Raw genomic sequence first — 20,875 nt, 5'->3', positions numbered from 1 at the left:
GCATCACTTCGCTTGCGCGGTATAAAGTTGCTCAGCGCGATTGAACATTATCCATGAGGTGGCAATATATTTATCATCACTGATAGGGATATTGCCCCTATGGGTGTGGGTAAAGCCTGCGGGGGCAATCACCATAGTACCTTTTGTAGGCTTAATGGCTTTATTTTGATAATAAAACTCAGTTTCACCGCCTTGCTCAACATCATTAAGGTAATACATATAAAGTAATACCCTATGCAAGGCTTCATGGGAACCAGACTGCGGAAAGTGTTCTGAATGCCAATGAGGGTAACCACCTAAACTTTGCTGATATTTTTGCACATTAACCGTACCACTGCGGTATAAATATTGCGTTATCGCTTTGGCTTTATTCGCCCCTAGGTCAGAAAAGTTATCAGGATTTAGCGTAACAGCTTCACCTTTATCATTGGCGATGGTGACAGATACCGCACCCATGAGTGCCATAGGGTACTGGCTGAAATAGTTTGCCGCATGGGTTAATGTTAACTGTAATAACTCATTTTTAAGCTGGGTTAAGTTATTGTGCAAGTCTAAGGTTAAATCTAAACTGCGTTTTTTATTCCTATCGACACCCTGTCCTGTCTTTCCTTCAGTCACTCCAGAGTGATTATCAAAAGCATTTCGTAACCTGTCGCACAAATCATCACTAATAGCATTGGGTATAACGTCAATAAAATCCATAATCTATAGGCACTTTTTAATATTGTAATGATATTATGCTGCCACGGAATGTTTTGCACTGCAAAGTGCATCCACATAACCGCTATAAATAAAACAATAAATCAGGTGATACTCTTTTAATCTATGAACAAAAACATAAAAATTTCAATTAATCAGCTTCAGGTAGGTCATTTCATTCGACTACCTATTTCATGGAAAGATCACCCATTTTTATTTAGTAATTTCAAACTAAAATCCCAGTCACAAATTGAATTACTTAAAAGCCTCAATATTAACGATATTTATTATGACGCCGAGCGCAGTGATTTAGGGTTAATTGACTTAAAACCCTCAGCGAATAAAAACGCTAGTACAGTGGTTGATCCTGAGGAGCTAAAACAGATTAAAGCTAAAATGGAATCTTACAAACAGATTCAAATCGATGCCCAAAAAAAGTTACGCCGCAATTTGAAAAAAACCGAACAGCAATTTGAGCGTTCTATCGCCATGATGCGCTCAAGCGTATCAAAGCTTGGCAGTCGCCCTTTAAATTCGGTCAGTGATGCAAAAGAAATGATCACAGACATGACCAATATGCTATTGAGTTCTGATGATTTGGTGCTGCATTTAATGACTGATGCAAAGCCCAATGATGTCATTTTCCATCATTCACTCAATGTGTCGACAATGTGTATGATGCTGGCTAAAAACTTAAACTGGCCTCGTGATGAAATTGAACTTATAGGCCTTGGTGCGTTATTTCATGATCTGGGGAAACTAAAAATCCCCAGTAATATTTTGAGCAAACAATTGCCGCTAACGACGCCGGAAAAGAACTTATTAAAACAGCATTCTTTGATGAGCCTCAACTTTTTAAAATTAGCTGACAGCTTTCCTGAACAGGCTAAACCCATGATTACTAATCATCATGAGTACCTTGACGGCTCTGGCTACCCCAAAGGCCTAAAAGGCGATCAGTTAGACAAATACTCGCAACTAATAAGTGTTATTAATGAGTACGATAACTTGTGTAACGGTACTAAGTTATCAAAACCTAAAACCCCTTATGCTTCTTTAGGGCTACTTTACAAAAATTATAAAAGTAAACTTAACCCTGAGTACGTTGGTAAGCTCATCAAAACTATCGGTGTTTATCCACCGGGCAGCCTCATCGAGCTTTCAAGTGGTCAGTTTGGCATGGTAATGTCAGTAAATTTAAACAAGATATTATTTCCGCAAATTATGCTCTACGACCCTATCGTACCAAAAGAGCAAGCACCAATTATTGATTTAGAAAAAGAAGACATCAGCATTGTGCGCTGTTTGCCAGCTTCTGCATTACCCGAAAAAATCTTCAAGTACCTAAGCCCAAGAGAAAACATAAGTTATGCCATTGGCAATGCATAATCGAATAGCTGAGTTTGCGTTTTAACATCAGCATCGACCCAACAAAAAAAAGCCATTAACGGTTGCGTTAATGGCTTTAAAGTCATCAGCTTTATAAAAGCGCTATAGCCAGCCTTTACGTTTAAAGAAGAAATACGTACCTGCGGCGCTCGCGAGCATCATTCCTATGGCCATGGGATAACCAAAACGCCAATCTAGTTCAGGCATATTGGTAAAGTTCATTCCATAACTACTGGCAATAACCGTTGGCGGTAAAAACACTACTGCTGCAACCGAAAATATCTTAATAATTTTAGTCTGTTGTATACCACTAAAGCCCATCGCCGCATCCAGCAAAAAGTTTAACTTATCAAAAATAAATTGGCTGTGGGGCATCAATGACTCAATATCAGATAGCATTTCACGCAAATCTTTAATATTTTCTTCAGATAAATGTTCGCGATAATAACGTTGGATATAACGTAAAGACCGCTGAGTATCGAGCAAACTTAAGCGAATTTTACCATTTGAATCTTCTTGTAAGGTAATGAGTTTAAACACATCATCTAATTCTTGGTCTTCGAACACTTGCTCGCCGACACTTTCAAGCACTGAATATACATCTTCAATTAAATCAGACAGGTAATCGACTTTAAGGGTGAAAAGTTCCAGCATTAACCCCTGAGGAGAGCTGACATCTAAGCGACCTAAGCGTAAGTAGTTACGCAGCAAGCGAATTAAACCGATATCCTCTTCACGTATCGTCAGCAAAAAATCCTTACGTAAATTGAAAGAAACGTTAATGCCTCTAACGTCTGATCCTACACGTTGGGGGAATAATGAATTGATGTGTAAGCCATCTTTACTTTGGAAAAAACGAGCTGATGCTTCAATCTCATTGATGTCTTCTTCTTCGGGTACTTCTTCTACCGAAAACCGACTTAGCCATTCCCTTTCATCATCATTGGGTTTAAACATATCTAACCACAATGTTCGATCGGGAATACTGTCTCGAACATTTAATTCGTGAACAGTTAACTTGCGATTTTCATAAACATAGGCAGTAATCATGTATCCCCCAATGTGGTCGATTTCTCGTCCACTGACAATAGGTTAAGTTTGCTGGCTAGTGTACTAAAAAGAACACACATTGCCATGATAAAAATGTAAAAATAGCCAAATCCCCTAAATAATGTGCTGAAATCGTTAAATCTTTAAATTAAGTGCAAAAAAAAGTGCCCATTTGGACACTTTAATTGTAAATCGTTGCTTTATTCACCTTTTAGGCGACGGTCTAATTGATCTTTTAAATTTGCAGGCACGCCTTTAATCAAAATCGTGTCCGAAATAGGATCATAGATAACTCGCTCACCTAAATGGCCGCCATCAAAACTTAATGTTACCCCGCCACCGGTACCTGAAAACTTCTTCAAGGTACGTAAACTGGCCTTATCTGCTGGAAACTCTTCATCAAGTTCATAAGATCCACCGCAGGCAAAGTCATAAAACGAATCCATACCAGAGTCGGCAAGTTCATCCGCTAAATCTTTGACTTCAATATCAGCGCCTTCATCAGCTCTTTCTGAACAATACTCGAATACCTTGTCGCGGCACTGTTGACGTTCATCTTTGGTTAATTCGCTGCTAGCTACGAAATCTTCAACTGCATGCATAAGGGTTTTATTTTGCGCTTTCGTATTTACCCCTTCAACACAGCCCATAAAATCAAGGAAGAAGTCTGCCACTTTTCGGCCCGCGCGGCCTCTGACAAATGAAATATATTTACGTGAAGCTTTGTCTGCTTGCCATTCGGTTAAATCAATTCTGGCGGCAAGTTGGACATTAGTTAAATCAAGATGATTATTTTGCGACAACTCCATATCATCAAGTACCGTCATTGAAGGCTTGGCATTAAGCAAGGCGACAAACAAATAATCGCTAGTCATGTTGGTATAGCAAGACATTAATAAAAAACCGCCTTGGCTAAAATCATATTTAGCGAGTTCTTCTTGTAAAAGCTTACTGGCAGCACTGCTAAACTCAACAAAGCCTAATTCACCACTGCGGTATTCACTTAATGCATCAGAAAAAGCGGGGTTTGCTTCGCCATCTTCGCCGTGGGTTCCAAAAAAGCCAAAACCTTTACCCGCTTTACCGGTATAGGTTTGGTGTAATTCTTCTAACATCGCTTCTACGGCGCTGCTATTTAATAGTGGCTGAGGTCTTAAACGACAACTTAGTTGCCCCTGACTATCTTGAGAAATTTCATGGATAATTGCTTGTTCGATATTAATGCTCATAAGCCCTAACTGATCTTTGTGATGGAAGCGAAATAGCGGTAGATATCATAACAGACCGTGTTCAAAAATCTAAAAATAAAACCGTCAAATTACGTCAAATGCATCTCCTGAGATCCAAGGGTTAAACTGATGTTCTGTCCGCTTTAGAAAACACCAGCTATAAACCCCATAATCACTAACACCCAGCAACAGAAACTTGCAGCGTATCAGCTTTAAATCCGATATAATCACGTGCTAATTCATTACTTTTTGAACGATTTCGAATATGGCTATCCAATCTAAATACACCAACACCCAAGTTGAAGCATTAATTTCTGAGCTATTAGCAGTGCTGAATAAGCATCAAGCGCCTACAGATTTAAGCTTGATGGTGCTAGGTAACTGCGTTTCTCACTTATTGGAAAACAAGGTACCCAGTGAATCTCGTCAAGCAGTAGCAGAGCAATTCGCTAAAGCCTTGGCTCAATCTGTAAAAACCAGTTAAGTATCATTAAAAGGCATTTAAATTAATCAATTATCCTGTTATTTTTGATTAATACGAATTAGGAAAACGATACCGCATGGTTGAGCGCAAAAAACAAATGACCCGTGACAAAGTGTCACGTCTTGTTAACTGGGGCCACTGGTTTGCCTTCTTTAATGGCTTGTTAGCCATTATTGTGGGAACGCGATACCTCAGTAGTGTGGGTTACCCTGAAACCCTCATAGGTTGGGGTTACTTAGCCATTAGCAGTATTGGTCATTTTAGCTTTTTGGCTTTTATTGTTTACGTCGTTTTTCTTTTTCCTGCCACATTATTACTACCTTATTCAAAAATCCTACGGGGTTATGCTGCCTTAATCGCAACCCTCGGCTTATGTATTTTACTTTATGACACCGTAATATTTGATGATTATGGTATTCACTTAAGTCCATTCGCTTTTGACTTAGCCTGGTCAGATCTCAATGCCCTATTAGGTAACACCTCTTATATTGCTACTCCTATCGGCATTATTTTAATTGAGCTCACAGCCGCGAATTTTCTGTGGAAACGAATTGAAAAAATAGAGAAAAAGCAGTTAGGTAATAAAGTCATAGCCTTTATCGGTATTTGTTTTGTCAGTAGTCATGTTATCCATATTTGGGCAGATGCTAATGATGTCATTCAAATTACCCGTTTTGATGACACCATGCCATTGTCTTATCCGGCAACGGCACGTTCATTTATGGAAAGTCATGGTATTGAAGGCACCACTGCGCCAGATAAGACCTATCAAACAAAATCAAAACAACTGAATTACCCAATAGCTGCGCTGCAATGCAAAGCGCAAAAACAACAAAATATCCTAATCGTCTCGGTTGACGGTTTAAGAGCTGATATGATGAACTCGGCAACAATGCCGTTTTTCAGCCAGTATCAGCTGCAAAATAAGCAATTCACTGAACACTTTAGTGGTGGCAACCAATTTAATACCGGTATGTTTGCCTTACTTTATGGCTTACAAGGGAGCTATAGTGATAAAAAAGCGTTCGAGCATACTGCGCCAGTATTAACCCAAGTATTGTCAGAACAAGGCTATCATCAAGCGGTATTTATGCCCCAAGACAATGCCGACGAATTAGCCAACCATGCCATTTTTGACGGTATGGATATGCACCTAAGCCATAGCGATATTGGCAGCGCGCAAACCGACATCAAAAATACTGAGCTATTTATTCAATGGCAAGCTCAGCAAGCCTCACCGTGGTTTTCATTGGTAAACTTATCTGCCACTAAGCACTATGACACCCCAATTGGCTTTTTAGGCATTGAAACTGTTAAGCCCCATCTAAGCTTAAAACCTGCTGAAAAAGTGCTATATAACCAATACAGGCAGTCGCTATTCTTTATCGATCAGCAAATACAACAACTGCTTACTAACCTTGATGATCAAACCTTAGTCATTGTCACCGGTACCCATGGGCAAATTTTCAGTAGTAATCCTCGTGAAGTTAATCAGGATCTTTCACCTGCTAATGTCAAAGTGCCCTTTGTCATGCATTGGCCTAAAACAACCTCTGATACCGTAAATTATCGTACTAGCCACTATGGCGTAGTACCGACAATCATGGGGCAAGCACTGCATTGTAATAACCCGATCACCGATTACAGCTCTGGATACAACCTATTACAACCCAGTGAGAAGAGCTGGGTCTATATCGGTGATAGCAGCACCTTTGCAATATACCAACAAGATGAGATTACGGTTCTAGGCAGACATGGAAAATATCGAATTTATGATATCGACTACAAAAAACGTCTTAAGCGAAAACTCAGTGCTCCTGAGCTAATTCAGGTCATGCGCGAAGGTCGAAGGCTTTACAATAAATAACCATTGAACCGTGGTTGATGCTATTTAACTCAATCTCGGTTTAATCGTCAGAAAATATTGCCTATTTTCCAAGCAAAAGATAACTAAAGATGTAAAAGCCACAAAGCAAATGCCTGTTTATTAATCATTTAAATTCAATTTTGCATTTTATTGTTGCGGCGCAAATACCTTCTAGGTAATCTAGCTAAAGAATGACGTTCGGGATATGGCCTAGTCCGGTAAGGCGCTTGTCTGGGGGACAAGAGATCACAGGTTCAAATCCTGTTATCCCGACCAATTCTTCTGCTTTAGCGTTACCCCTTCTTTAAGTTTCTCGTTTGCCTAAATAACACATAAAATCAATACTCATTATTAAGCTCAGAGGCTTAAATTACCTTAATAACTTCATCTGTGCTTGCCATACAATGACAATATCACCACATAATCCCAAGCCTAGATTTAATCCTTAAATCTCACTTTCAGCGCTTTCGGCAAGCTTTGTCACCTAAAGAACTATTCTCTATTGAATATGTGATAGAGATTAGAAATTTGCATTAGCAAATCGGTTATATTGCGTCATCTTTCAACACCCTTGCTTAAGAAGTTCATTAAGCAATTGTCAGCTTTTCGGAGAATCCCTATGCGGTGGCGCGTACTATTAATCACCTTAGCGTACATGTTACTTGGCGCACACTTTTTGCGTTACGCTCAAATGCCATTAGCAATAATTTGTGCAGTGATGCCATTACTTTTGGCTTTTAAAAACAACTTTTTAAACCGAATAATCCAAATCGGCTTGGTATTAGGCACTATCGGGGTATGGGGCGTAAGCACTGTTCAATATATTGATCTACGAATAGCCATGGAGCAACCTTGGCTGCGCCTTGCTGCGATTATGACTGGGGTAATGTTATTTAGTCTATTTGCCAGTTACTCGGTCAATGGCTTAGTAAAACAAGCTAGAAGCAAACAAAGCTTATTTAGATAAATGATTTTCAATAAATGCTAGCCATAAAAATACCGACACTTTGCCGGTATTTTTATGTCATCAGCTAAATCTTCAAGCTTATAGCCTTTAAGCTTAAGCGTTCAAAATTCAACTACTCAAAAACCTTAAATATTCAGGTTTGGCTTTTAGCATTCGTATTAATTTTCGGTTTCAATTTTGATTTCGGCATTAACCAGTGACTAATTTGGCGTCTTCTTAGCCATAACAAGCACGCTATCACAGCAATATAAATACTCGGCTCAATAATCTCAGATTTGACCGACCAGTAAAAATGAAACGGCGCCAATATCGCTAACACATAAATCCAATTATGTAATGATTGCCAGCGCCTGCCCATATTGCGCCTTAATGCTTTAAAAGAGGTCACCGCAAGTAATAATGCAATAATAAAACCGCTAAATCCGACTAAAATGTAAGGCCGTTTAATGACTTCTTCAACTAAAAAGCCCCACGCAAACAGCAAATCTAAACTGATAAAGGCGCTAATATGTAGACAAGCATAGGCAAATACATATAAACCCACTAGCCGCCTTGTTTGCAATAACAAGCCTTGTTTAGTCAGCTTAGCCAGTGGTGAGATCATTAAGGTCACCACCAAAGCATTTATCGCGCCCATACCGGTAAAATGAATAATATATTGCACCGGATCGCCACCAGCATTATCGGTCAATACCAGCATAATTAAATAAACAACCGGTAAGATAAAACTAAGGTGTAAAAGCCCTTTTAACCACAATAAACCACCCGGGGTTAAGCGCATTAATAATACTTCCTCAAATCGAGATTGTTATATAAACCAGCCACAGACTCACCATAACCATTAAACATTTGTGTTGGAATTCGTTTGGCTGAAAACAAGCCTCCTTCACCAATACTGCGCTCAGAGGCCTGAGACCAACGAGGATGATCAACCTGCGGATTCACATTGGCATAAAAACCATATTCGCTTGGCGCTAATTGATTCCAACTGGTAGGTGGCTGTTTATCGGTAACGCGAATTTTAACGATGGACTTAATACTCTTAAAGCCATACTTCCAAGGTAAAACTAACCTCACTGGCGCACCATTTTGCGGCGGCAAGGTTTTACCATATAAGCCTACGGCAAGAAATGGCAATTCATTCATGGCTTCAGCAATGGTTACCCCTTCTACATAAGGGTAATGTATCCCGCCGCCCATTAAACGATTTCGCTGCCCTGGCATTTGGTCAGGGTCAAACAAGGTCTCAAAGGCCACATGAGTTGCCTTATTAGATACCCCTGCCATTTTCAATAACTCAGCCAGTGAAAACCCTACCCAAGGCACCACCATTGACCACGCCTCTACACATCTTAAGCGGTAAATACGTTCTTCAAGGGCGAATTTACTGGTTAAGTCGTTCAAATCTAAGGTTAACGGTTTATCCACTAAGCCTTCTATTTTAAGCTCCCAGGGATTAACTTGAAATGATTGCGCATTTTCAAACGGGTCTTGTTTATTAGTGCCAAATTCATAGAAATTATTGTGACGGGTAATTTTATCTTCTGGGGTTAATTTATCATTGATTTGAAAGCGGCTAGGCTTTGTATAATCAATACCTTGCACCGCAAACGCAGGTTTATCGTCGCTGCCAAATAAATCGAACAAACCCGCCTGCACTTGCCCCGGCAAGCTAGCCCCGAGCGAGCCTAGCCCCAAGGCTTTAACGATATTGCGTCGATCCCGAAACACCGTTTCTGGAGTGACTTGATTTTCTTTTAATGCCCATGATGGTGGGTTGGCAATGCCTTTGAAAAAACCTTTCTTTGACACCATAGGTCACCTCATTCAATTATTATCATTTGATATAAATAGTAGACAGTCTAATACGCGTTAAAATTTCAAAAAGTTTACTATTTTGATGTTTTGAGTTTAATAATTAAGCGCTTAAGTATTAATTAGTCCTTTTGAGCCTTGCAGTGTACTGCCCTGCATGAGAATCTTAAGCATCATTTTTTGCAGGTTTTTTGCATGACATTTCCTACAAGTTTAACTATCCCCGAAATTATCGTTTTAGCCGCCGTCGCTTTTTTATCTCTTCTAATTGGCGCACTACTTAATCAGCGATTAACCCGTCAGCGCTGGGAGCAACACAGACAACGCATTGCTGAAGAAATGAGCCAATTAACTGCTGAATTTGAAATTAAACAGCAATCACTTACAGAGCAAATTGATGACAAACAAGATGCGCTAATGCTCACTCAAAATAAGCTCGAGTCATTGATTGGTCAATTAGCTAAAATGGAAGCCTTTGCCGAAAGAGTGCCATTACTAGAACAACAGTTAAACGATGGCCAGCGTAAATTCATGGAAACCCAGCTAGCACTGTCTAAATCTAATGCGATTCAACAAAGCATTCAAGCGCAGGCTAATATCGAAAAAACCGCTTTAAATGACAAAATCGCCTTACTAGAATCAGCCGAAGAAAGACTAAAACTGCAATTTGAAAATCTGGCGAATCGTATTTTCGAGGAGAAGTCAGAAAACTTTAAAAAGCAAAATGTCAGCCAAATGGATGGCGTGCTTGGGCCATTAAAACAGCAGCTAGAAGGCTTTAGACAACAAGTTAGAGAATCCTATAGCCAGGAGCAAACTGAACGCAGCGCCCTTAAACATCAACTTGATGCACTCAAAGAACTTAATTTGCGAATGAGTCAAGATGCAGTCAATCTTACTAAGGCGCTCAAAGGCGATAACAAGCAGCAAGGTAATTGGGGTGAAGTCATCCTTGAGCGGGTCCTACAAGAAAGTGGTCTACGTGAAGGCCATGAATACCATACTCAGCAAGATTTAAAAGACGATCAAGGTAAGCGCTTTAAACCTGATGTCATCGTTCACCTTCCTGAACAAAAAGATGTGGTGATTGATGCCAAAATGTCATTAATTGCCTACGAGCGCTTCTTTAATAGTGAAGACGAGCTAGTACAGCAACAAGCGATAAAAGAGCTGGCTTTATCTATTCGTCAACACATTAAAGGCCTAAGCCATAAGGACTATCACAAGCTACACGGCCTAAAAAGTCTCGACTATGTATTAATGTTTATTCCAATAGAACCTGCATTTTTACTGGCTCTGGAGTCAGATCCTAGCTTAGTGAACTTCGCCCTCGATCATAATATTATGTTAGTCAGTCCAACCAACTTATTAGTAGCACTGCGCACCATTAACAATATTTGGCGCTATGAGTACCAAAACCAAAATGCCCAAAGTATCGCAGCCCAAGCAGGTAAAATTTACGATAAATTATGCAGCTATGTTGACGACATGGATAAACTTGGCCGCGCTTTAGACACTGCCGATAAAGCCTACCAGCAAGCAATGAATAAACTGTCCCAAGGTAAAGGTAATTTAATAAGGCAAGCCCATGTTATGCAAAAGTTGGGCGTTGAAACCAGTAAAAACCTTGATCCTCAATTAATAAATAAAGCCTTAGATGACTCTAAAGAGTCATAAGCGGTTTTAATTCAGTTTTTATGAGCAATTTTTATGAGCAATTATAGCTAATTGCACTATTCTTTGGCTTGAGGTGGCAACACCTTAAGCAAAAATAGACACTTGGCTAATATTGATAATGCAGCTTAATAGATACTATTTATTAATTAGATTCAAACAGTTTGGTTCGCAAAAGATGTCGTACTGAGGCGGAGATTCTCATTATTATGCGCAACATATTGGTTAGTTTTGTATTTTTTCAAGGGTTATTGTGGCTGTCAGCTAGCGTTAATCTCGCCCATGCTGAAGAATCAAGTTTAAGCCCCCAGCAACAATTGTATCTTGATGCCCGCAAAGCGCTAGATAAACAACAGCTCAACCAATACCAAAAGCTACGTAAGCAGTTGGGTGATTACCCATTAACTGTCTACCTTGATTACCATGAGCAAGTAGCCGACATTATAAAAATGAGTGGAACTCAGGCCCATAAAGCCATCGAGCAGTTTAATACCACTCCGCTTTATAACGGCTTACGTTATCGCTATTTGAAAAATGCTGGCGAGAAAAAGCAGTGGCAAAACTTTTTAGCCATCTCACCTAACGCCCCTAATGATGTCACCTTGCAGTGTTACTATTACCGCGCTCAATTATCTCAAGGCAATAACAACATCGCTTATGACGGCGCTGAAAAACTGTGGCTTTATGGTCGCTCACGCCCCAAGGCTTGTGATGTGTTATTTAGTCAATGGACCAAGGCCGGTAAAAGAACCCAAGCATTAATTTGGTCAAGAATGTTACTTAGTTTTAATGAAAACCAATATGGCTTAACCCAATACCTATCCAGAAAAATCACCAAAAATAAAGCTGAGGCCGATTTACTAATTTCAGTTTATCGCGATCCCAACAGCCTACGTAATACCAAAAAGTTTTCTTCTAAAACGCCCATTGTGGCGGATATTGTTAATGTTGGGCTCAGAAAACTTGCCAGAAAAGACTTAAAACAAGCGGTAAAATTATATAAGAAATATGATAAAGCTAACCGTTTTAATGCCATCAAAGGCCAACAACTTAATCGTTATATTGTCCGCCGAGCATTAATCAGAAAAGAAGCTGATTTACTGGAACACATTGATGCAAGCTTACCGATTTTAGACTCTGATGACTTATTTCAAATTCGTTTGCGCTGGGCAATCGCAGCGCAAGATACAAAAGCAATCAAACACTATCTAACCTTACTCAGTGATGATGTCATTGATGACTCTCGCTGGCAGTATTGGAGCGCACGCATAAATAAAACCACAGATAAAACCCAAGCAGACAAGATAACGAAGCAACTTAGCCAAGCACGTAATTTTTATGGTTTTTACGCCGCCCAATCCATAAAGGCCCCGCTGGCGTTAAATAATGACAAGTTACAGTCATCGCCACTGCTTGCCAAAAAACTTCATGATGACCCAGGGCTTGCCAGAATTATCGAATTGATTGCCATCGATAAAACCCGCGATGCTCGCAGTGAATGGGTTCATTTGCTGCGCCGCCATGATACCGCGATGAAGGCTGAATATGGCCTACTCGCCCTTAAAAATGGCTGGTTTGATTATAGCGTCGAAGCCAGCATACAAGCCAGACAATGGAATAGTTTGCAATTGCGCTTTCCTAACGCCGCCCAAAACGAATTTGAACAAGCCAGTAAAAAATATCAGGTTGAGATAGATGAAATACGCGCAATCGCCCGCCGCGAAAGTGCGTTTTACCCTTATGCCACCTCGGGTGTGGGTGCGCGCGGATTAATGCAACTCATGCCCGCAACAGCAAAAGAAACCGCCCGAAAAAATAAGCTCAAATTTAACAATAAAAATGACCTATATAAGGTAAATTATAATGTTCAACTTGGTAGCGCTTATTACGGCCAATTGCTCAAACAGTTTGATCAAAATCGCGTGCTCGCCACAGCAGCCTATAATGCCGGCCCCCACAGGGTCACCCGTTGGTTAAAAGAGTCTGACGGAAAACTGGATGTCATGAGCTTTATCGAAACCATTCCCTTTAAGGAAACCCGGGAATATGTGCAAGCCGTACTGAGCTATAGAATGATCTATCAGCAACAAGAGGGTCGCGATGCCCCTATGTTCAGCGAAGCCGAACGCAAGTTTGCTTACTGATAGATTTGACGGCGGCAATGTGTTTATTGGTCACTTTGTCATTAACCAATAGCCATTAGCCTTAGCTTAATAGCTTAGCCACTTTAACGCCGCTTAAGACTTACTAAGGCTGTCGTGAGTAGTGTTCGAAACCGATAACTCACTGCCACGATAGTTAAACTCATCACAGAGTTTAGCTATCATTTTTTATCTCTGAATATCTTCCTTTATTATCTTTGGCAGGTTAACGTAAGCCATTCGATGTATTTGTTAGCAAAATAGCTTAATTAGGCCCTTTTTGTTAACTAACGGAGTGTTTAGTGTCAGCAACAAAACTACAATCGCTGTTAAGCCAATTAGAAACGGTATTATTAGGTAAGCCTGAGCAAATCAAACTGGCGCTAGCCTGCATTCTAGCTAAAGGTCATTTACTGATTGAAGATTTACCTGGCATGGGTAAAACCAGTCTTTCTCAGGCCTTAGCCACCTCACTGGGCATGAGCTATCAACGTATTCAATTTACCAGTGACATGTTACCCGCTGATATTCTAGGGGTATCCATTTACCAGCAACAAAATCAAGTGTTTGAATTTCACCCAGGACCGATTTTTAATCAAATGTTATTAGCCGATGAAATCAACCGCGCCAGCCCTAAAACCCAAAGTGCCTTACTTGAAGCCATGGCAGAAAGACAAATCACCATTGATGGTGAAACACACACATTGCCACAGCCTTTTTTTGTTATCGCTACCCAAAACCCCATTGAGCAATCAGGGACGTTCCCGCTGCCTGAATCGCAACTTGACCGCTTTATGATGCGCATTTCTATTGGCTACCCAGATGAACATGCTGAGTTAGCCATGCTAAAAGGACTACATCAGCGCAGCGATGCCCCGCCGCTCACACAATGCTTAAGCCCAACCGAGCTAATGAGCTTGCAACAACAAGTACAAAAAGTCAGTGCCTCTGATGCTGTGCTTAAGTATTTGATCAATCTTGCCCAATACTCTCGTCAGCAAATCGATGGCAATGGGCTATCGCCTCGGGCCAGTATTGCACTGCTAGACGCAGCTAAAGCCTGGGCGCTATTAAATCATCGTAATTATGTGGTACCAGAAGATATTCAGGCCGTATTTCATTGCGTAGCAGAGCACCGCATAAGAACCAATAGCCAACTGCAGGGGCAAGCGCTGTCAGATCAAATTCTCGCACGCGTTAACCCAATAAGCTAAGCAGAAATTAATTGCAGATGAATAATTCCAAGGCAGCAAAAAAATGGTATTCACGCTTGATCCCCGCCGCGATTAAGCAGCGCTGGTCAAAGTGGCTAGATAAGCGAATACCGGCGAACAAACAAATTACCTTAAGCCATAAAAGTATTTTTATTTTACCCAGTGGCTTTGGCGTCGCTTGGTTTGTGCTGATAGTGGTGCTGTATTTATTTGGCACCAACTATCAAAACAATTTGGTGATCGGCTTAAGTTTATTGCTGGCCAGTGTGTTCCATAGTTGCATTATTTACAGCTATAAAAATCTTGCAGGTTTAACCTTAACAGCATTAACCCCGCCTGAGACTTATGCCAACCAAAACTTGGCCTTTCCGATTGTATTATCCAGTAAAATCAACAAAGACAACAGCCAAACCAGCCACCAACAAATTTGCTTGAATCTACCTAATGAGCGCCATAGCCGCATTACCGATGTCGCTGAAGGCGTCGATACCAGCGTCAGCTGTACCGCGCAATCCAGAGGCCTAGTTAACCCCGGTAGAATTCGCGTCTCATCCAGTTTCCCACTGGGGTTATTTAACACTTGGTCCTATGTGGATTTAAATATCCAGCATATTATTTATGCCGCGCCGCTGGCCACCCATGTATCTTTAACCAGTTTAGATAATGACAATCAAACCGAATTTGAACACGGTAAATTACAACCAGGGGTTGATGACTATAAAGGCCTTAAAACCTTCGTTGAAGGTGAGTCACTTAAACAAGTGGCGTGGAAGCAATGGGCACAAGGGCGCGGAATGCTAACAAAAGAATTTGCCCAACCTGAAGGCAAACCGGTGTGGCTAAGTTTAGACGACACCCTCGGTGATAGTCTTGAACAAAAACTCAGTAAGCTGGCGTGGCAAGTCAACGCCTTATCTCAATCGCAGCAAGTTTTTGGCTTGGCATTAAACCAGCAAATTATCGAACAAGACAGTGGCGAGTCACACAGAAAACAATGTCAGCAAATGATTGCGCTTTATGGTTCAGTAGCTAAGCCAGCAATTACAACAGAACCAAGAGTTACACCTGAGTCAACAATTACACCTGAGTCAACGTCAGCATTTACTGATAAACACCCAGTGGGGAACAGAAAATGACCCAAGGCTCAGAGGCGTTAAAACATCAGTTAAATGATCCATTTAATGAGAACATTGGTCGTAATACCCTCTTTTGGTTATTAATTACCAATGTATTGGTGCTATCACCGTTATACCAGCATGCCACCTTATGGAGCATCGGCATTTGCGCCATTTGCTTTGTGTGGCGTGTGGGAATTTACCTTGGCAAGGTAGCGGCGCCTCCTAAAGTATTAGTCACAGGGCTAGCCATTGGCGCCGCTGTCACCTTGGCTTTAGTGTCACAGGAAATTGGTTTACTTAACGCATTAGTCAATTTGCTCCTGCTAGGCTATGCCCTTAAATACATCGAAATGCGCCAAGTGCGCGATGTTAAAGTCGTGGTTTTGGTGGGCTTTTTCTTAATCGGTTTTGCGCTATTAGATCGTCAATCCATACTCGACACCCTGCAACTGAGCTTTGTCGTCATCATTAATACCTGTGTGTTAATCAGCATTTATCAGCATTCAAGTCGCAAGGTAAACTTTCGCTTCGGGGTGAAATTATTTGCCCAAAGCCTACCCTTAGCCATACTGCTTTTTGTGGTGTTTCCAAGGCTGCCACCATTGTGGTTAGCCCCCAGCATGAAAAATGCTACTACCGGCCTGTCAGATGAAATTGCATTAGGGGATATTAGTAAGTTAACCCGCTCGCCGAATTTGGCATTTAGAGTCGGTTTTGAAAATGAACTCAATAACACCGATAAGCAGCAACTCATTAGCAATGAGCAACTGTATTGGCGCACACTGGTCATGGAAAACTACGATGGTCAGCGCTGGAGTCAGTCGCCTTATCGTAAAAATGAACAACGTAGCGCCTATGGCAATAAACCTAAGCGCGCTAAGCCCAATGCTGCAGGTCTTGCGGCGCCATTAAATTATCAAGTGATCACCGAGCCGACCTATCAAAAATGGTTGTTTGGTTTAGATCAGGCTTTTAGTCAATCTGAGCACATTGTCGAGTTATCCGACTTTAGGCTATTCTCACTGCGCAACATTGATCAACGCTTAAGTTACCAAGTGAGCTCTTATCCAAGTAGCGCTCTTGATGCCAAACTCGCGCCAGACATCAGCAAGATAAATTTGGCCATTCCTAATAATAGCAATCCACAAACTCGCCAGTTGGCAGCCCAATTTGCTAAGGATTACCCACAGCCAGCAGCCCGCATCAATGCCATGATGGGTTACTTTGCTGAGCAGGCTTTTTACTACACCTTAAGCCCGCCAAAGCTTGGCCAACAGCAAGTAGATGACTTTTTATTTACTAACCAAGCAGGCTTTTGCTCCCACTACGCTTCAGCGCTAGTATTTCTCGCCCGTTCAAGTGGCATACCTGCCAGAATGGTCACCGGTTACCAAGGCGGCGAATATAACCCCAAAGCCGGTTATTACAGCATCTATCAATACATGGCCCATGCATGGACTGAAGTTTGGCTTGAAGGCCAAGGCTGGGTAAGGTTTGACCCCACCGCCATGATTGCCCCAGAGCGGGTACTAGATGGCTTTGATGCCACGTTTACAGGCCAAGACAGTTACTTACAAGACAGCCTATTTACCAGTTTACAGGTCAAAAATATTCCGTGGTTAAACAATATTCGCCTGCAACTGGCGAGCATCGATTTTTACTGGAGTGTGTGGGTACTGGGTTTTGATGAGCAACGCCAGCAACAAGTATTAGCCAAACTCCTTGGCAATGTCAGCAGCAGTAAAGTGGCTATTATGATGATCATCTGCTTTATCATCATTGCCCTTATCATTGCCTATTTTGCTGGCGTGTTTAAACTGCAGCCCAAACAAGATCCTTGCATCAAACGCTATAACCTTATTTGCGCAAAGCTTGCGAATAAAGGATTTCAACGTGATGCGATGCCACCACAAGCTTATGCCCAGTTTATTCAGCAAGCATTTAGTGAGCAGCAACCACAACTGGTGGCTAATTTTGACAAAATGACTGAACACTTTATAGCCTTGCAATATCAACCTTTGAGCGCTAAACAAGTTGTTTTGCACCAAAGGTTGTTTAAACGCTACTTTAGTAAGCTGAAAAGGAATTTAATGAATTAATGTGGTAATCAAAGGCCATTTGATTATTTTTAACATAGTATATAACAAGACTAGCACTTACTATCGGCCTGTAAACGTACTTAAAATCGAGCCTGACTGCTGTCAGGCTCATGCTATGTCTCTGTTCTCGCTATATCTCTATTCTCACTAATTATAAGTAAACTAAAGCACGTATTTAGCAGAAAACATCACCCGATTAAGTTCGCCTTCAATACCGTTTTCTTTACTGTTTTTAGCGTACATATATTCAACACCCACAGTTAATGGTTTCACTGGTGAATAAAGTAAATTCACATAGCCAGAATATGAGTCTTTATTAACATTTTCGCCCATCAAGCTGACATCATTATCCGCGCTAAACGCTGACGCTGTCACACTGGTACGCCATTGGTCATTCCACCAATGGCGATAAGCAATAAAACCACCATAAGAGGTAATCGCCTCAATATCGCCATCGGCATCGATAACTCCCGCATTGACATAATTGAGCGCCATATATCGGCCAAGACCTTCACCATAAGTCGCAGTAAATTTAATATCATCTGCACCTACGGGTAAAATACCGCTAAAACTAACGCCGTAACCCAAAGCCGTTGCATCAAATTGAGTATCGCTAATGCGAGTTTCAATATTGAGGTGCCTTGCAATACCAGCAACAGACAATTTAGCACCAGCCTCTGTTTTGAAGTTATAGCGTGCAACAACATCAGGTACCATGCCACTACCGCTCAGAATTCGGCTAGGGCTTTGGTAACCATTTAAGGTGGTTTCAGGGTTTTCTACAGATAATTGAAAGCCGCCATTGGTATAGCGTATTTGAGTTTGGCGTACAAATGGGGTGCCTTCTGCAGCGCCAACAAAATCGAGGTTCTCAGGTAAAGCGGCTGGATTTTGAAAAGTGGTCCATGATTGACCAACAGTCCAATTATCAAAACTCACAAATGCATGACGAATACGTGGCGAATAACTGTTGGACACTCGTTCGTTACCGTCAGCATGAGTCATAAAATCCAGTTCGATAAAGCCGGTTAACTTATGGTCATCAATATCAGTAATCGTTTTAAAGTTAAATCGTGTTTCTCTCGCCTGAAAATCGACCACCTGATTTCCGTTACCCTCTACGCCATATATTGTCCCAGGCACATAAAACTGCCTAGAAATAGACCCTGAATCTGGTGCACCATGGCTATAATCACTGAACATGGTGTCGACTTTAATGTAACCACCAAATTGTACATCGGTATTTTCAATAACTGCCGCGTTTGCACCAGTCACAGAAAGCGCACTCCCAATCAATACGCCAATTAAATTCAATCCTATTTTGGTATGATTAAATTGACTATTTGCCGAGTTTTTATTGTTTCGAAATAAACGTTTTTTCATCACATCACCATTATTTTTATTGTTAAAAAAACCTTCTCTAATAATTAAGCTTTAAAGAAGGTGCCTCACAGAGAAACTATGTGTAATCAATGATGTGATCATAGAACTGGAATGAATTCCAAAACGAGGATTGCAATAGGGTTTGGAAAAAACAACCAAGCTGTAACCAATAAGTTAAATCTTGGTTCCATAATTGTATTTAAAGTGACAACGGTAGCATTTTGACATTAATGCCAGAATGTGGACTAACGCTTATTAAATAAAGAAGTAAATCTACTGGGGATTGGCTGATAACTTTCAGGCTTTTAGTGAACATTTTATTACGCTGTTATACCAACCTTTGCCGATGAAACACCTTATGTTTCACCAACGATTGGTTAAGCGGTATTTTAGGAAGGTTAAGATTAATTAGTTGGGTTGATTTGTTTTTTAATTGCATCTTATAGAGCTTAAGAGCTGAATAATATATAGCCATCCATTATTTTGAAGTTATAACATAAAGCTAGAGTGGGTGAGCTAATTAATGAACTACAACCTTCTTTGAAAAATTATTTTCAAAGAAGGTTGAATACCGAGGCCTAACCCCGCACGCGCTTTGAAATTTGCGAGCTGGACAACGATTTGGGGATAAGGACTGTTTAATCACGATAGGCCATGATTACGGTTTTTGTTAATTGTAATTACATAGTAAGTGGCAAAAGGTCGAATGAACTGCCAGACAAGCAGTAACGATGCTAACGGAAAAAACAAGCTATAAATGTTGAAGTCCGCATGGCCCTTGGCAGCATCTATCATCCATTGGGAAAACGCTGACGTGGCAAAAAAACTATAACCAATCACAAATAACATTATAAACTGCGCTTTACCTTCAATAAATAATGCCAATACTCTGCCGAATGTGGGCAGTTTTCCGCCTTGAGAAGCTTCATGCATTGGCATTTGTTTAAGTTTAGACCGAGCAATGACAAAAATGATTAAAGCGAACAAAGGTATTAATACAAAGAGGGCCCACTGCAAGATATAAAGGTCAGCAATTTCACGCTTAGCAACTGCTCTATAGTTCATTTCTGCATCAGAAAAAGGACCTGATTTTAATAATTCCCAATAAAATTCTAAGTTTTCCATGTGAATATAAGGCATTCTGAATTGCTCGAACCACATAAATAACGTAAATAGTCCAAGGTATAAAGCCAGTAATGAATTAACAGCTAGAGTCTCAGTTGATTTTCTTTGTGCGATTGAAGGCGTTATTGAAGTGTTAGTTTGAGCTGTAATACATGCACGAAAAAACATACTAATATTGTGAATATGATACTGCTTAAAAGGCATATTAATCTCTATTTTTAATTTGAAAAATTTATCTTCAAAGCATTATATGATAATTCTATATCAATGAAATAATTATGGTTTACCTTACTGTTACCTCCTATTATCAACTAGATATTCGTTAAGTTATATGGTTTTATGTGTCGATGACGTAATAGCTTTTTGTGCGGATTTTGACATTTGTTTTGAAAGTTGTTGGGTTTTCTTTACTTATTCTTACTTTGATCACCCACACTAAAAAACCTAATTCATTTTGGGCCAATACAGGGTTTGACAAAAATATAAAGCCACCCATTACTCTAAATTTATAACATAACGCCTTTCATTTTGAGTTGCCAACACCAACATTCATTTACTGATGGCCAAAGGACTGAATATTTCATCATTAATCACCAAAATTAACTCATAAACTAAATTCAA

At 40.5% G+C, this 20,875-nt stretch carries 16 protein-coding genes and 1 tRNA gene; 10 read left to right on the top strand and 7 right to left on the bottom strand.

Annotation, left to right across the window (positions count from 1 at the left end; all coding sequences use genetic code 11):
* Positions 1 to 3: 3 nt before the first annotated feature.
* A complete protein-coding gene (locus BCU94_RS08360) occupies positions 4 to 702 on the bottom strand; it encodes a 2OG-Fe(II) oxygenase (RefSeq protein ID WP_102439766.1) in 699 nt (232 codons plus the stop codon).
* Positions 703 to 825: 123 nt separating this feature from the next.
* On the opposite strand from BCU94_RS08360, the gene BCU94_RS08355 reads away from it, so the two are divergent.
* Positions 826 to 2,088, top strand: coding sequence for a DUF3391 domain-containing protein (locus BCU94_RS08355; protein WP_102439765.1), 1,263 nt, complete (start codon positions 826 to 828; stop codon positions 2,086 to 2,088).
* A gap of 102 nt (positions 2,089 to 2,190) precedes the next feature.
* On the opposite strand, the gene corA is transcribed toward BCU94_RS08355, so the two are convergent.
* Both corA and yejK read right to left on the bottom strand, forming a co-directional pair.
* On the bottom strand, positions 2,191 to 3,138 hold the full coding sequence (gene corA / locus BCU94_RS08350; RefSeq protein WP_102439764.1) for a magnesium/cobalt transporter CorA: 948 nt from the start codon (positions 3,136 to 3,138) through the stop codon (positions 2,191 to 2,193).
* A 200-nt stretch (positions 3,139 to 3,338) separates the two neighbouring features.
* The gene (gene yejK, locus BCU94_RS08345) at positions 3,339 to 4,367 is read right to left on the bottom strand and encodes a nucleoid-associated protein YejK (RefSeq protein WP_102439763.1); all 1,029 of its coding nucleotides are present in this window, start codon (positions 4,365 to 4,367) and stop codon (positions 3,339 to 3,341) included.
* Positions 4,368 to 4,632: 265 nt separating this feature from the next.
* Here yejK and BCU94_RS08340 point away from each other — a divergent pair, with 265 nt between their 5' ends.
* The 4 genes from BCU94_RS08340 (at position 4,633) to BCU94_RS08325 (ending at position 7,685) form a co-directional block, all read left to right on the top strand.
* Positions 4,633 to 4,851 carry a YejL family protein gene (locus tag BCU94_RS08340; protein ID WP_076536859.1) on the top strand — a complete coding sequence of 73 codons (219 nt, stop codon included), beginning with the start codon at positions 4,633 to 4,635 and terminating at the stop codon, positions 4,849 to 4,851.
* Positions 4,852 to 4,927: 76 nt separating this feature from the next.
* A complete protein-coding gene (locus BCU94_RS08335) occupies positions 4,928 to 6,718 on the top strand; it encodes a DUF3413 domain-containing protein (protein ID WP_102476123.1) in 1,791 nt (596 codons plus the stop codon).
* 199 nt (positions 6,719 to 6,917) lie between these two features.
* Positions 6,918 to 6,994: transfer RNA gene (locus BCU94_RS08330), tRNA-Pro, on the top strand.
* Positions 6,995 to 7,337: 343 nt separating this feature from the next.
* A complete protein-coding gene (locus tag BCU94_RS08325; RefSeq protein ID WP_102439761.1) occupies positions 7,338 to 7,685 on the top strand; it encodes a hypothetical protein in 348 nt (115 codons plus the stop codon).
* Positions 7,686 to 7,818: 133 nt separating this feature from the next.
* Here BCU94_RS08325 and msrQ read toward each other — a convergent pair whose 3' ends face one another.
* Together msrQ and msrP are read right to left on the bottom strand one after the other, a co-directional pair.
* Positions 7,819 to 8,466 (bottom strand): protein-methionine-sulfoxide reductase heme-binding subunit MsrQ, encoded by a 648-nt coding sequence (msrQ, locus tag BCU94_RS08320; protein WP_102476122.1) that lies wholly within the window; start codon positions 8,464 to 8,466, stop codon positions 7,819 to 7,821.
* Entirely contained in the window at positions 8,466 to 9,500 is a 1,035-nt protein-coding gene (gene msrP / locus BCU94_RS08315) for a protein-methionine-sulfoxide reductase catalytic subunit MsrP (RefSeq protein ID WP_102476121.1), read from the bottom strand. Before msrP ends, msrQ begins: the two co-directional genes overlap by 1 nt.
* A gap of 195 nt (positions 9,501 to 9,695) precedes the next feature.
* Between msrP and rmuC the strand changes: the two genes are divergently transcribed.
* From rmuC to BCU94_RS08290, 5 genes are all read left to right on the top strand, one after another.
* Positions 9,696 to 11,177 (top strand): DNA recombination protein RmuC, encoded by a 1,482-nt coding sequence (rmuC, locus tag BCU94_RS08310; protein ID WP_102439758.1) that lies wholly within the window; start codon positions 9,696 to 9,698, stop codon positions 11,175 to 11,177.
* A 206-nt stretch (positions 11,178 to 11,383) separates the two neighbouring features.
* Entirely contained in the window at positions 11,384 to 13,318 is a 1,935-nt protein-coding gene (locus BCU94_RS08305) for a transglycosylase SLT domain-containing protein (protein ID WP_102439757.1), read from the top strand.
* Positions 13,319 to 13,617: 299 nt separating this feature from the next.
* On the top strand, positions 13,618 to 14,529 hold the full coding sequence (locus BCU94_RS08300; protein ID WP_102439756.1) for a MoxR family ATPase: 912 nt from the start codon (positions 13,618 to 13,620) through the stop codon (positions 14,527 to 14,529).
* Between the two features lie 17 nt (positions 14,530 to 14,546).
* Complete coding sequence (locus BCU94_RS08295) at positions 14,547 to 15,665, top strand: DUF58 domain-containing protein (RefSeq protein WP_102476120.1); 1,119 nt, start codon at positions 14,547 to 14,549, stop codon at positions 15,663 to 15,665.
* A complete protein-coding gene (locus BCU94_RS08290) occupies positions 15,662 to 17,746 on the top strand; it encodes a DUF3488 and transglutaminase-like domain-containing protein (RefSeq protein WP_102476119.1) in 2,085 nt (694 codons plus the stop codon). The genes BCU94_RS08295 and BCU94_RS08290 overlap by 4 nt, the downstream gene beginning before the upstream one ends.
* 162 nt (positions 17,747 to 17,908) lie before the next feature.
* On the opposite strand, the gene BCU94_RS08285 is transcribed toward BCU94_RS08290, so the two are convergent.
* Together BCU94_RS08285 and BCU94_RS08280 are read right to left on the bottom strand one after the other, a co-directional pair.
* A complete protein-coding gene (locus BCU94_RS08285; RefSeq protein WP_241904979.1) occupies positions 17,909 to 19,129 on the bottom strand; it encodes a DcaP family trimeric outer membrane transporter in 1,221 nt (406 codons plus the stop codon).
* A gap of 642 nt (positions 19,130 to 19,771) precedes the next feature.
* Positions 19,772 to 20,458 (bottom strand): hypothetical protein, encoded by a 687-nt coding sequence (locus BCU94_RS08280; RefSeq protein ID WP_102476118.1) that lies wholly within the window; start codon positions 20,456 to 20,458, stop codon positions 19,772 to 19,774.
* Positions 20,459 to 20,875: the final 417 nt, after the last annotated feature.

The organism is Shewanella sp. 10N.286.52.C2, from assembly GCF_002874545.1.
Taxonomy (GTDB): Bacteria; Pseudomonadota; Gammaproteobacteria; order Enterobacterales; family Shewanellaceae; genus Shewanella.
Note: the sequence above shows the minus strand (reverse complement) of the source record. Positions and strands in the feature narration are given on the sequence as shown.

Bases quoted from the DNA above. Each gene is read 5' to 3' on its own strand.
- BCU94_RS08360 (WP_102439766.1), bottom strand. From the start codon at position 702: ATGGATTTTATTGACGTTATACCCAATGCTATTAGTGATGATTTGTGC.
- BCU94_RS08355 (WP_102439765.1), top strand. From the start codon at position 826: ATGAACAAAAACATAAAAATTTCAATTAATCAGCTTCAGGTAGGTCAT.
- corA (WP_102439764.1), bottom strand. From the start codon at position 3,138: ATGATTACTGCCTATGTTTATGAAAATCGCAAGTTAACTGTTCACGAA.
- yejK (WP_102439763.1), bottom strand. From the start codon at position 4,367: ATGAGCATTAATATCGAACAAGCAATTATCCATGAAATTTCTCAAGAT.
- BCU94_RS08340 (WP_076536859.1), top strand. From the start codon at position 4,633: ATGGCTATCCAATCTAAATACACCAACACCCAAGTTGAAGCATTAATT.
- BCU94_RS08335 (WP_102476123.1), top strand. From the start codon at position 4,928: ATGGTTGAGCGCAAAAAACAAATGACCCGTGACAAAGTGTCACGTCTT.
- BCU94_RS08325 (WP_102439761.1), top strand. From the start codon at position 7,338: ATGCGGTGGCGCGTACTATTAATCACCTTAGCGTACATGTTACTTGGC.
- msrQ (WP_102476122.1), bottom strand. From the start codon at position 8,466: ATGCGCTTAACCCCGGGTGGTTTATTGTGGTTAAAAGGGCTTTTACAC.
- msrP (WP_102476121.1), bottom strand. From the start codon at position 9,500: ATGGTGTCAAAGAAAGGTTTTTTCAAAGGCATTGCCAACCCACCATCA.
- rmuC (WP_102439758.1), top strand. From the start codon at position 9,696: ATGACATTTCCTACAAGTTTAACTATCCCCGAAATTATCGTTTTAGCC.
- BCU94_RS08305 (WP_102439757.1), top strand. From the start codon at position 11,384: ATGCGCAACATATTGGTTAGTTTTGTATTTTTTCAAGGGTTATTGTGG.
- BCU94_RS08295 (WP_102476120.1), top strand. From the start codon at position 14,547: ATGAATAATTCCAAGGCAGCAAAAAAATGGTATTCACGCTTGATCCCC.
- BCU94_RS08290 (WP_102476119.1), top strand. From the start codon at position 15,662: ATGACCCAAGGCTCAGAGGCGTTAAAACATCAGTTAAATGATCCATTT.
- BCU94_RS08285 (WP_241904979.1), bottom strand. From the start codon at position 19,129: ATGAAAAAACGTTTATTTCGAAACAATAAAAACTCGGCAAATAGTCAA.
- BCU94_RS08280 (WP_102476118.1), bottom strand. From the start codon at position 20,458: ATGCCTTTTAAGCAGTATCATATTCACAATATTAGTATGTTTTTTCGT.